Annotated in this window: 13 protein-coding genes; 5 read left to right on the top strand and 8 right to left on the bottom strand. The window is 41.1% G+C overall.

Translation table 11 applies throughout. The features are described 5' to 3' along the window. Positions 1-84: 84 nt before the first annotated feature. Entirely contained in the window at positions 85-546 is a 462-nt protein-coding gene (locus L1D15_RS14890) for a hypothetical protein (RefSeq protein WP_239876288.1), read from the bottom strand. Between the two features lie 84 nt (positions 547-630). On the opposite strand from L1D15_RS14890, the gene L1D15_RS14885 reads away from it, so the two are divergent. The 4 genes from L1D15_RS14885 to L1D15_RS14870 all read left to right on the top strand — a co-directional run bounded on the left by L1D15_RS14885 (position 631) and on the right by L1D15_RS14870 (position 3,874). Continuing rightward, complete coding sequence (locus tag L1D15_RS14885) at positions 631-2,085, top strand: LysM peptidoglycan-binding domain-containing protein (protein WP_239876287.1); 1,455 nt, start codon at positions 631-633, stop codon at positions 2,083-2,085. 39 nt (positions 2,086-2,124) lie between these two features. Further along, the gene (locus L1D15_RS14880) at positions 2,125-2,409 is read left to right on the top strand and encodes a hypothetical protein (RefSeq protein WP_239876286.1); all 285 of its coding nucleotides are present in this window, start codon (positions 2,125-2,127) and stop codon (positions 2,407-2,409) included. Then, positions 2,384-3,082 carry a hypothetical protein gene (locus tag L1D15_RS14875; protein WP_239876285.1) on the top strand — a complete coding sequence of 233 codons (699 nt, stop codon included), beginning with the start codon at positions 2,384-2,386 and terminating at the stop codon, positions 3,080-3,082. The genes L1D15_RS14880 and L1D15_RS14875 overlap by 26 nt, the downstream gene beginning before the upstream one ends. Positions 3,083-3,376: 294 nt before the next feature. Beyond that, on the top strand, positions 3,377-3,874 hold the full coding sequence (locus L1D15_RS14870; RefSeq protein ID WP_239876284.1) for a hypothetical protein: 498 nt from the start codon (positions 3,377-3,379) through the stop codon (positions 3,872-3,874). An 861-nt stretch (positions 3,875-4,735) separates the two neighbouring features. Here L1D15_RS14870 and L1D15_RS14865 read toward each other — a convergent pair. Then, positions 4,736-5,155: a VOC family protein gene (locus tag L1D15_RS14865; protein ID WP_239876283.1), complete on the bottom strand. Its 420-nt coding sequence runs from the start codon at positions 5,153-5,155 to the stop codon at positions 4,736-4,738. 266 nt (positions 5,156-5,421) lie between these two features. On the opposite strand from L1D15_RS14865, the gene L1D15_RS14860 reads away from it, so the two are divergent. Further along, on the top strand, positions 5,422-5,817 hold the full coding sequence (locus tag L1D15_RS14860; RefSeq protein WP_239837322.1) for a DUF2391 family protein: 396 nt from the start codon (positions 5,422-5,424) through the stop codon (positions 5,815-5,817). On the opposite strand, the gene L1D15_RS14855 is transcribed toward L1D15_RS14860, so the two are convergent. The 6 genes from L1D15_RS14855 to L1D15_RS14830 all read right to left on the bottom strand — a co-directional run bounded on the left by L1D15_RS14855 (position 5,818) and on the right by L1D15_RS14830 (position 12,206). Further along, entirely contained in the window at positions 5,818-6,357 is a 540-nt protein-coding gene (locus tag L1D15_RS14855; RefSeq protein WP_239876282.1) for a mechanosensitive ion channel family protein, read from the bottom strand. Further along, positions 6,357-7,292: a CorA family divalent cation transporter gene (locus L1D15_RS14850; protein WP_239876281.1), complete on the bottom strand. Its 936-nt coding sequence runs from the start codon at positions 7,290-7,292 to the stop codon at positions 6,357-6,359. Before L1D15_RS14850 ends, L1D15_RS14855 begins: the two co-directional genes overlap by 1 nt. Positions 7,293-7,526: 234 nt before the next feature. Then, positions 7,527-7,883, bottom strand: coding sequence for a hypothetical protein (locus L1D15_RS14845; protein WP_239876280.1), 357 nt, complete (start codon positions 7,881-7,883; stop codon positions 7,527-7,529). Next, positions 7,880-8,437 carry a hypothetical protein gene (locus tag L1D15_RS14840; protein WP_043007404.1) on the bottom strand — a complete coding sequence of 186 codons (558 nt, stop codon included), beginning with the start codon at positions 8,435-8,437 and terminating at the stop codon, positions 7,880-7,882. The genes L1D15_RS14845 and L1D15_RS14840 overlap by 4 nt, the downstream gene beginning before the upstream one ends. A gap of 2 nt (positions 8,438-8,439) precedes the next feature. Continuing rightward, the gene (locus L1D15_RS14835) at positions 8,440-10,809 is read right to left on the bottom strand and encodes a PAAR-like domain-containing protein (RefSeq protein WP_239876279.1); all 2,370 of its coding nucleotides are present in this window, start codon (positions 10,807-10,809) and stop codon (positions 8,440-8,442) included. 359 nt (positions 10,810-11,168) lie between these two features. Continuing rightward, entirely contained in the window at positions 11,169-12,206 is a 1,038-nt protein-coding gene (locus L1D15_RS14830) for an HlyD family secretion protein (protein WP_239876278.1), read from the bottom strand. Position 12,207: the final 1 nt, after the last annotated feature.

The raw sequence follows: 12,207 nt of genomic DNA, 5'->3' as shown, positions 1-12,207 counted from the left end.
CAGTTGTCGAAGTCTAAAGTTTAAGTAATGGCATCTGCCCTCAGTAAATGATGATGGCAGATGCCTGATGGGGCAAGCAATGGTTTAGTATGAAAAGTCCACATACGTGTATTCATCTTGGCCGTGTTTGACATTGTTAGCCGCTATAAATTCTTTAAAATGCTGATACTCTGGGTGACTAGGTCGGTGGATCGCTTCATCATCGTACTCACCATTTATTACGTAAGCTGACTCTTCCCAAGCTTGAAGAGGGTGGATAACAACATAAAGTTTCTTAGCCATGTCGATAAAAGCTGGAATTTCAACATAGTTACTCTTACGGTATACCATGATTAATGTCATGGATAGAAGCTCGCCCTTGTCCATCAGAGAACCGATGAAGTTGAGGTTTTTCATCAAAGTATCGAAGCAACCTCCTCTTACCTTGTTGTAGGTTTCTGCACTTGCCGCATCAATAGAAATAGAAGCGATGATTCGTTTTGAACGAAAGGTAGGGTGGATTCGATGCCAGTTTTTTTCATTCCATAAAAAGCCATTTGAACGCAAAGTGACTTCTTGTAAGTTGGGGAAATCTTCTTCCGGAAAATCTTTCAGAAACAACTGACGGAGAGCAAACTCAACGCCGATCTATTGAGCGACAGTGCCGCGAATGCAGGGACACAGCCCGGAGCCTACACGGTTAAAGCGAATGATACCCTCCAGCGAATTTCGCAAATGGTGTTTGGTGATAGCCGCTACTGGTATTTGATTGCCGACGCCAATGGCCTGTCGCCAAGTGATGCTTTAGTGGAAGGTAAGACGCTGGTGATACCCAACCAGCATACTCAAACCTACAACTCCGCGGAGAGCTTCAAACCTTATAACGAAAGTGAAGTCTTGGGTGATGTGAACCCAGATCCAATCGCACCTCCACCACCAAGAAAGATCTGTAATCCGGTCGCATCCATCATCATGACCGTGTTTGCCGTGGTTATCAGCATTTATTTGCCGGCCGCAAGTGGTTTTGTAGGAGCGATGCTAAAAGGTGCGGCTGTCTCTATAGGAACACAGCTAGTCGGCAAAGCGTTGGGTGTGATAGACGAGTTTTCTTGGAAACAAGTTGCCCTTTCTGCGGTTACTGGCGGCGTGCTGAAAGAGCTGGGTCTGGATAAGCTTGAATCTCTTAGCCAAACACAAACCGCCATTGCATCTGCAGCTGTAGGCTATGCAACCAATTATGTTGGCAGCAAAGCATTAGGTATGGATGTTTCCTTTAGCTGGAAAAATATAGCCGGAGCCGTGGGTGGTGCCCTCGTTGGAGGCCAGCTTAAACAAGCCGGCCTGATAGATACAGGCAACCAAATCGTCGATGATACTCTATTAGGTTTTGCCGCCGATATATCTGACACCGCCATTCGCGGCGACTCAGTCAGTGATAACGTTGCCCAAATAGGACTTGATGCTTTTGGTAATGCTCTATCAAATGGAATTAGTCGTGCCGAAGCGCATAAAACCATGGTTGAACACATGGATGCATACGAGACGTTACAATCTAAGAAAGCACATGATGAAGCAATGTACAAACTGGCTCGTCAGATGGAAGTGAATAGGCTTTCTTTATCTAAGATTGAATACCAGAACTCTCGAAAAGGTATAAACTTCCTTGAAGCTTCGAAGCAGAGAAGGTTAGAACTTGCAAAGGTGCGTTCGCAATCGTCTGATAGTTCGGAGGCTTGGCCAGAAAACCAAAGACGTTATTCTTTGATAGAAAGGATGAATGGTGCGTTTGCTTCGTTTGAAGCAAATCCCCCTTTACTTGCAGAAAAATTTGGCCGTCAGTCTATGCCTAGGACAGCTTATGAAGTCTCCGAAGGTATAATAGAGAGTGCAGCTTCTGCTACAAAAGCATCACTTGTAACTTCAACGAAAAATTTTATTGGTTGGGATCCTTACCAAAAAATTGGAACGAAATTTTCTCATGTAAAAAATCCTAGCTTTACTAGTCCGGCATTAAGAGTAATAACGTATGACTTGACGGCTGCAAATGGAGCGAGATTAGGATCTGAGTTTGCAGGACACGCAGTCAGGTCTGGTGGAGTTACATGAGCTGTTCTGGCTCCATTTGGGAGAGCGGTAGAATATAAATTGGATGGGAAAGAATTACTTTCAAAGGAATTCGCAATTGATGCGAGTTTAGACTTTGGTAAAGGTGCTGCGTCTGGAGCTGCAGCTGGCTATGCAGCTAGTGTAACTGGCTGCGCTACGGTTGCATATGTGACAGCGAAATTTGGCGCTACTATTGGCACTGGAGTTGCTCCGGTAATCGGAACAGCTGTAGGGGCGGCAGTGGGATTTGCCGTGGGCTGGGGTGCGTCTTGGGCAATTGAGAACGGACTGATAGACAATGGCCTATGGAATCTCAGGGATTAAACATATAGAGTGTGGAGTAGTCACCACACTCTCTATTTCTTTATATATGAGGCACAATATGATTCATGAGAATACTCAGAATGAAATATTCTTGATTACGATATTTTCGATTCCTCTGTTTATTTTCTCTTTAAAGCTCGAATATTCCGCTTATTTTCCTCTTTTTTACTTTATTGTATCGATTACTGTTTGTTTCATACTAGATTTCTTTGGGAAAGTTGATTCAGTCTTTGGAAGAACCATCCATACTCTTGTACATGTCTCTGCATATAGCTTGTTAATATTGCCTTTTGGAGGAGAAGGGTGGGTATTTTCCTTGACGTCTGTTATACTTATGTTCATTTCTGGTTTGATATTTAAATTTGTTCTTTTGAAACAAAATTATGCTAATGAAATTATAACGGGTCGATTTAAAGAAGGTAGCTCTGAAATTAACCCGGAAAGGAAACACTCAGAGAAACCGTTTGATCCTATGGCGCTTTATATATTGTACGGAGCATTATTTGCTTCGTATCTTCTTCTTTTAGTCTATAGTTACCACTTTGAGTCATTTTTTATTAACTCTATCGTGCTTACTTCAATTTGGATTGTGACTACTTTTCATATCGTATTTGCTTTCTTTGATAATTTATCTGATGTTGTTTTCTCAATAAAGGCTAAATGTGCAAAATAAATTTTTATTGTCCAATAAGGGGTGGCTTTAGGTTGAGAAAATAGTGGGGTCAGGTCTTGCCTTTTGTTTTTCAGAGAAGATGGCCTAGCTTTTTGGCTAGGCCATTTTTAGTTAGTGATTGAGTAAGTATATAAAAGGACATACACCTTAAAAAGGGAAGCTCATTTCTTCACCTCACCAATCTTTGGTGGCGAAAATCTCTGTTCATTTCCAGTGAACAGTTAAGGTTATCCATGACAGTCATGGATTTGATGTTAAGTATTTGTGGGTACCCAAAGGAGATGAGAATAAACTATGAGGCTGTTTGTATTTTGTGCAGTATTGCTAGCTTCTACGCAGCTGTTAGCTCAGGAAAATTGTCATGAACTTGTATGGCGTAAGATTTCTGGTGAACAGCCAGAGAAAATACAAAAACGTCTGGTTGTATGGTTAGATAAGTATTTTCCCGAGGGCTTTCAAGGCGGCGTGGCTGAGTCAATTTGGTCAAAGCTTAAACTCGAACCAGAACTATATGATGAAGCAGATTTCATGTTGTTCGCTATTAGAGAGTTGTTACTTTTACCTGAAAGTGAGCATGGTTCATATTTTGATGAGATTATGTTAGATAACCAAGAATTAAACTCAGAGTTTATTTGGGGAGATGGAGGAGCGGCATACTCCGCTGTTTACTATAATAAGAATGAATATCTAAAAAAAGCAAGACTTAGTTTCCCTCCTACGTCAGATCAGGCCATTGCCTTTAAAGGGTTTAGTGACTGCTATAAGGAGCTCTATCCTCCAAGAAAAAAATAGTAAACTTGCTGGGAGTACCATAAAAGCAAAAGAAGATACTCATGTCACATTAACCCCCACACCACAAGTCTGAATAGATTTAGGGCTACAGTCATTACCGCAGCTTACTAACACTGAGCTGCTTTTTTCTTGGCTGCCGTTAATCGGCAGTTTATAAGCGTTTGGCGGCAATGCGTTGGGGTGTACTAATGTCTAGTGCGGCTTGTGTTCCATGGACAAAAAGCGCTTTGAGGGCTGTCTAGGATTACGCTTAATCGTGTAGTATTAGTTGTATTAGTCCTATTCAAGCCGTGAACTAGCAGCTGTTTTAAACTATGAATGTAACTCGCGTGTCCTTAAACTACTTTTTATTTTTATGTCTTTGCTATGCGAAGCACTCGTTTTCTCGGGTGAGACGCTTGGCCAATGTTTGATCCAAGCTCCGCTTTTAATCCGATACTGATTAGGACTGAGTCTTAACCCTTTTTCCTGCTCTAGTGCAAATAAAAAGATTCAGAACAGGTTTATTCTAATCCCAGTAGAATCTCTACTTATGAAATTGGAAGCGTTTGCCCTTTAAAACTCGTAATATAGTACAACAGTAAGGTATGGAGAAGGCTAAAGCGATTATAGTTTTGGAAATGTTTTTCTTATGGCATATATGTTGCTCCAATCCGACCTGTTACTTTCTTTCAGTACCGCGCATCAATTTAATGCCGTATTAAAATTGTGACACTTTATGGTTTTGTGAGTTGCTAGTTTGTTGATTTTATTTAGGTAGTCAGACGCCTTTTATTAGTAGCAACCACAATTTGAAAGCCCGCAAAGTTATTTGCGGGCTTTTCTGTTTTACGCGAGTGATGATGGTGTGAGTTATACGTTCTAGCTCGATAAGTTACGTTGTGTAGGGATATCTGTTAGGTATTCGACAAACTCAACCTCAAACCCTGCAGGGTCAATGAAGTAGACGTTCTTACGATATGGCTCTTCAGCACCTGGTTTTGCAATTGGGAATCCAGCTTTGACAAGCCGTTCAATGACTTCGTCTATGTTATTAGTTACATAGGCAAAATGAGCAAGTCCAACTTGATGACCTTGCAGATCGCGGTTTGTGCCTTCACCATGATCGCTCATGGCGATATATTGGTAATCATCACCAAAGTGTAGCCAGTTTCTCTCCTTACCGTACCATTCTCCCGTACCTTCAGCTCGGATGTCCCAATGGGGAAAAGCGGTTTGATAAAACTTCAACATTTCAGGAATGTCCTTAACTACTAAGTTTATATGCTCTAGCTGGATCATGACTTTCTCCTTTATTCTCTTAGCCAACGAGATACAGCTTAAAACCTCAAGTTAAGTTTAGGTAAAGCGTTTTTTTCATTTTTTAACAGTGGTATTGAACAGAATTAAGTATGATTCTTTGCTTGTTATGACACATCACTTGATTGGGTTGTGCTGTTTGGATGGCTCAGGCAAGGGGCGTGAGCTAAAAAGTGTAGGTTGGTATCGGTGCGATGGAGCGCTATGATGTTGAGTATAGTGAATTTGTTTAGGAAGGTTCCTTTGATATGAAGTTGAGTTTTAATGCTCAAGATGCCAGCCAGATATTTGTGGGTGCCTTTGCTCTCGCTGTCCCCGTCGCTTTTTCTGAAGAAGCTTGGCGTTTAGGAGAAACGCTCCCTGGTGCCAAGCTATGGCTATTGTTCGGTCTCTCTGTGATCTTTCTTGCCTTATATACCTATGAAAGTGTTTTTCAACGCACTATCTCGAAGCGAAAAATGGTGTTTGTGTTTCGAATCATCACCGCTTATCTTATGGCAGCGTGCGTTGTCGCTTTAGTCCTTTATTGCTTAGATAAGCTGCCTTTCTGGGAAGAACCTATGGTGGCTTTCAAACGGGTGGTTGTCATCACTATGCCCGCTTCTATGGGAGCTATTATTGTTGATAGTTTTGATAAAGAATAACTATTTTGAAGGCGGTAGAGGCTCTACTTTGCCTACAATTTTGATGACTCCCTTCTGCAACAGCAACGTATTGGGGTAGGTGATGATGTTGCCATTTTCATGCCGTAATAAAACATGAAACATGGTGATATCTATAATGACCCCACTGATGTCTTCATCTTTTTCACAAACTTTAACTTGATCGCCAATACGATAAGGGAAGACGAAAAAAATCAATACGCTAGCCGATATGTTGCTAAGAATTGACCATTGAGCGACTAAAGCTACGCCTAAGACGGCGAAGATTGAGGAAAGAAATAGTGAAATATCGCCGTAACCAATGCCAAGAAGTAGAATGAACATGGCTGCAAATAAGCAGAATGTTGACACGTGGAACACTTTGACTACAAATTGTGTCCGTGCCAAGGTCACTTGTTTTTTCTCTGCAACGGTGATTAGAGCCCGCTTACCGATACGGCGTAAACTGATATAAACCAATATTAACAAAGCGCCCAAAATAAGCTGTTGCAATATTGGCTGAGTATGAAGCCATGTTGTCATTAGAGAAACCTCATTTTTCTTAATAGTATTACTTCTGCAACTACAACGATTAGTATACACGCACAAAGTATCGTAAATGCGATTGGGTTATCTGTCCCCGGGATCCCTCCAACATTGACCCCCAGTAGTCCAGTGAAGAAACCAGCAGGCAGAAAGATACCTGCAATGACAGAAAATAAATATGTATTTCTGTTCATTATCTGGGTCTGAACCTGATGAATATGGCTCAGAGCTTGATTAATCTGCTCTAGGTAAAAATCTATGGATTCGTTTAAACGAGCTACAGTATCGAGAGCGTTTTTTAAATGATGTTCTTGCTGTTGTAGTGAGGGAACGTTGGCCTGGAGTAAGTCATCAAGAGCATATCGTTGAGGCTTTAGATAGCGACGTAGACGGAGAAGGCGAGAGTACAGCGCGTTCAGCTCATCCAGATCTTTAACGTCAGGGGTATCAAACCTGATCAGTTGCTCCTCTACAGGGTGTAGGAAGGCAGCGATGGCGTCACTGATGCGGTTAATCATCGACACTAAAAGCTCCGAGATATCACAAGGCCCAGCTCCTTGCTGAAGAGCCTCAATTAACGTTGCAACAGCTTTAGATGGAAGTTTCCTTGTTGAGATCAAAGCACCTCGATACCAGAGAATTCTTATACTCAACATATCGTCAGGTTCGGCGCCTGCATTTAGATTGATCCCGCGTAAAATAAACAGAAAACAATCTTTACCGTATGATTCAAATCTAGGGCGAGTATCGTCTGCTAGCAAAGAATCAATTAAAGGCTCTGGAAGATCTTGAGTTTGCAGCCATTCGCGTAGACTAGCTGCATCTCGTTGGCAATGGTACCAGTGATCAGGCAATACGTTATCTGTGAGAGTTGCTAATGGCTCAGATCTCCCTTGAGAAAAACGCCAGCCTGAAATCAAGAAATCACTCATAGTGATCCTCCTTAGTTGCGAATTACCCCTATGGTAGACGCTTGTTTTTCATTTAATGGATTTAGAGGTTGCTGTCAACTCTGTTCTTGACTAAGAAGATTGAAAAGCAGAAGGGAAGAAGGCCTTCACACATTTACCTGGCCAGAATATTTCGTAAAGCTTAACGCTTTTTTAAGCTTACAAATGAGAAAGGTGCACTTATTTAGGTGCACCTTGTTGAAACTGTAAGTGAGACTAACCAGAGCGATGTTCTATAGGCCCTGTCACTTGGTCCGCTAGGGCTTGAATTAATGCCGGCTCGAAATTTAGCCCATCTTTGCTATAGACGATGCCAGATTGATTTTTTCCTGCATCGTATTGACTTTGTAAAACCGCAGGCAAGAAAACGTACATTTCTTCAAAAGGTTCCCCATCAGCTTCATAAAATACAGTTGCTTCGGTTTTGAATTCATCAGGTATAGTTAGTGTATTCCTTACAAACACACCTGGCGATGGGAAAAACACTAACACTAAATCAGCCATTCTAGGGAACAAAGGGTTTACCTCTGTCTCTGCTAATAAGCCGGGCTGCTGAAACTTTTGTTCGATCATGCAAACTCCATCGGTATAAATTCAATTCCAGTGACGCCAGCGGCTTCTAATGCATCTTTTACTCTCTCACTGACATAATATGGAATTTTATAGTTAGAGAGAGTAAAACAATCATATTGGATGTCAGTGTGGAAGAATTTTTCCTTGTCAATTAACTCTTTACGTACACGAGTATAACCACCCAATTTACTATTTAGCTTTTTTGCTTTCGATTTGATTGGTTCAAGTAGGTCGTATTGAGCCACTACATTCATAAAAGCATAACTATGGTTAAGTCCATCATTTTCTATTTCAACGGGCAAAAATTGAATTCCTGTGAAACCATTGTTAAAGAAAACTTCTTGGACTTTTAAGCTAGCCAAAGCGCCGACCCCTATTTTCAAGTAGTCCGAAACGCCACGTTCATCATAAACTTTATCTACAGTGACTTTTGGTAGGTTTTTGGTGAGTTTCATGTTGGGCTCATAATACTTTAAAGCAGAACGCCAAGGGTCAAGGACGCTATATGAGCCTTCTCCATCTTCAAACTTTCCAAAGAGTAAGTAGTAATTCATTTTTAATATCCTAGCTTCGAAATTCGTTTGCCTAAATAAGGGATTCGCAGAGGCTGACCGCCTTTCGTTGTTCTGAAGTCATGATGATTATTTATATCTAGCTTAGATGCTGTACGATGACGACAAGCCGCTGAGTCAGTTTCTATATTAGAATGGTTTAGCTGATTACAACACCCTTTATTTCCCGAGTTATAGATGTCATGAAATGTGTTATTTAATGCCCCTTTTCTATCAAAATCCATGATTAATTCATAAATGTCTTGGCTAAGTTCCTTCATTTCATCTTGTATCTCTTTTGATGATTTAAAGCCAGAGTGGCTACAGTAATCCGAATCTTTGATACTTTCTTCTAGCTGTTGTAATTCTATTTTTACATTGTTTGTATAAGGTGTTGGGTGATAGCCACTATGTAACGGCATTTCATAAAAACATGCTAACTCGGGTATCCCAGGTAGTACCACAATGTTGTGCCAGTCATTGAGATCATATCCTAGAAAAGGTAGTTTTTTGAATAAAAAAGTATTATTTTCCATTTCTTTAACGGTAATAATGTGGTGAGCTTGTAAGTTTTTTTCAAGGCTTGCTATTTCATCCCTGTCAGTTACTCCGGATGACTTAAGGATATTAAATGCATCTAAAGCTTCTTGCTCATTCCAGATTTGCTGTGGCCTTACATAGCTCTTTCCGTCTAGGTTCTTATCATAACAACGAGCATATAGAGGGTGCTGCATCGAAGATGCATTGGAACGATTATTATGAGCTTTCAACATGTTCCATGGGTAGTGACCATTCTTACTAGTCCCTCGAGCTGTGAAACCATGTTTTTTGTTTTTTCTCGAATAGTATTTTCCTTTGAAGCCATTTTCTTCACAATAAGTAGCTGAAGGAGTCTTTGGTTTCTTTTTGCCTACTTTTTTCTCACATAACCAACATTCATCCGGATTTTTGTTTTTCTTGTCTTGGCTGACTTTTTCATCGTGGTTACCAGCCTGCGCTGTACTTTTTTGTTGATGAGAACCGTTTGTTGAGCGATGCTTACCACGCGACACTGACTGGTCAAGCAAATCTTTAAAGTACATCAATGCATCTGGAACATTCTTTTCGGCTTCTTTTTTAACGGTATTCAAGGTCGATTGAAAATTGGCAATTTCTTCTGCGTAAACCGGATATCCAAACCAACCTGCGTACTTAGCAAGCTCGTCTAATACACTGTTGAAACTTTCAATACTTTGGAAGATGATTTCCAGTATCTCGTATTTGATGCTGTCCCAATCAATATTTTTGATAAACTTATCAACATCGCCTTTTCCAAATCCACGCAAGACAGCAAATAACTCATCACGTGATTTTTTCTGCTGAATAGCTTTACCGATTCCTTTCATCACTGAGCCAAGCATAGGAATCGCGCCAATAGCTGAAATCACAAGATTGACCCAAGCTTCTGTTGATTTTCTCTTTTCTTCGTCACAGAGGAAGAATATGTTAGCCGTTATATCTCGAGCATCCATAACTTGATCTATACCGGGAATGACACCCAATACAGTGTTTAAGAAAATCTGACCTGAGGTTGCATTTTCATTGAAGTCTCCAATGATGACACCCCAGATCCAGCCGTGTACAGTTTGGTTTTGATTTCGTTGGGCTTCCCAAAAAGCGACTTGGCCTGTTTTGGTCTGTTCTATTAGCTCGTGAGGATTAAATTCCTTTTTGTAGTAAGGGTTTTTATTCGTATTGTCATATTGGGGATCTGGTTTAAATTCTCTTTTGTCTTCCCCAAAGTCTACTATAAACGTGCCAGGAGCAACGTTGCTTACTTGGGCTTTACCGTCTTTATCTAGTTGCCCTTCGAAAAGGCTTCCTGTTTGATCGGTTAACTTATAAGGAGCTTGAAAGCCTTCACCATCATCGTAGGTAACATGTAAATCAACAGTATAAGTCCCTTCAGCATCTTCGGTTACGGTAACAGAAGGGTTTTGGGCACCACCAAGACACATGGTGTTGGCTTTGTTCATTGTCATTTGGTCTGACAAACGACAAACACCTTTTCCTTCCATTGAAACGGTTGGAGAGGCAGAGATGAACTCAGCTTCAGCTTCTATAGTGCCTGACGCTACACCTTTCTTATCACCACCCGCATCGCCGGTACTTGCCGCGAATTTACTGCCTTTAATCGCAATACTATTGCCGCCATCCATAGATACGGTGGTCGTTCCATCTGCTAGATCAGCGGATTTTGCATTATTACCATATGGGATAGGTACAACGGCATTACCGACTGTGGTCAGACAAACGTCGGGCAATGTGGCATTGGCTTCACCGCCGGATCCCTTATGAACTACGCTGAGTCCATTTGCACAAACTGTTACACCCATGATGCACCTTGAGTCATTAAACAAATATTGATCAATGATATAAAATAAAGCGCACATCAATCTAACTAAAAGCATAGTTATAATGAATGTTTTGTACTTTAAATTAACCAAAGCAATAGATCTTGGCTACATGTCTCACAAAATGGATGAAATTATGTTGTTGGTTTTTTTTGCGTGAACGATATTTTGATGGTATCCGGTTGGATTATTCTTGTTAATAACGTCGATGTATTTCTGTAGTGAAGTCACTTGTTACTAATGAATAGAAGTGCTGTGCTAACAGGATGGTCAGGGATTTGGTAAGTAAGCGCGCAATGTGAATATTCAAGGCTTGAGGGGAAAAGTCTCAAGCCTGTTTGCTAAAAGGATACTTCTACGTTCACACCTTCAATCCAACGTTCTTCAGGGATAGGCTGATCGAAGCTCAAATTGACTTTTAGGTAGGCTGGTTGTCCTTCAAAAGGGCTTTGTAGCTCTTGCGGTAACTTGTTCACAACTTCAACTTGGCTTGATACTGTTGCTGTGTAGGCTTCTCCATCTGGATATTTCACTTTGGCACGAGTGCCAATGGTAATGAAGCGCAAATATTTTGGATCGAGAAATGCGGTGATCTCGGGCGTTGCATTTTTTGCGATCGTAATAAGAGGCGTGTTTTCGAAAACGCGCTCTCCTTCAAGGACATGAATGTCAATAACCCTTCCTGCAAATGGGGCCTTAATGGTTAAGCTTTCTTGAGTTGAACGCTTGACGATAAACGCTTTCATCAGAGAGCGGTATTCGGTGGCGATGGGGCCAGCCAGTTTGGTTTCAGTGTCTGCGCGTTTTGACTCAGCGTAAGCAATTTTTTGACTGCTTAATTGAGTGTTAAGAGCGTTAGTGATGTTGACCATTGAGGCATAGTCGACCTCAGACACTTGGCCTTGTGAACGGTACGTATCGTAGTTTTGCTGGATTTCCTGAACTTTATCAAGGTTACTCTTTGTGTGGTTGATTGCCTCAGCATATAAGGCTTCAATATTGAAATCTTGACCAGTCGGTAGTTTTAAAAGCTCACTTTTAATGAAGTTAAGCTCTTGATCTAAAGCAGGATCACTCAGTAGTAACAAGGCTTGCTCGTGGGACACTGTTTTGCCTACATCAGATGGTATCGGGCCGACAATACCTGGGTGAGTGGCGTTAATTGTCACTGGATGTGAGGTAATGATGGCTGGTGCCATAACCAATACTTGTGTTTTAAATAGGTAGTAAGCCATCGCTATTAATGGGCTAATGACGATGGCTAGAATCAGGTACCAACGTAGGCGATAACCGCCACGCTTTGCCGGACCATAGACAACTTTAACGCCACTCTCAGATTGTGGGTTATTCTTTTTATCTAAATGAAAATTCACTTTCATA

It is taken from the genome of Vibrio sp. Isolate25 (genome assembly GCF_022398025.1).
GTDB classification, from domain to species: domain Bacteria; phylum Pseudomonadota; class Gammaproteobacteria; order Enterobacterales; family Vibrionaceae; genus Vibrio; species Vibrio coralliilyticus_A.
The sequence above is the reverse complement of the archived record's forward strand: the minus strand, read 5'-3'. Positions and strand labels throughout refer to the sequence as shown.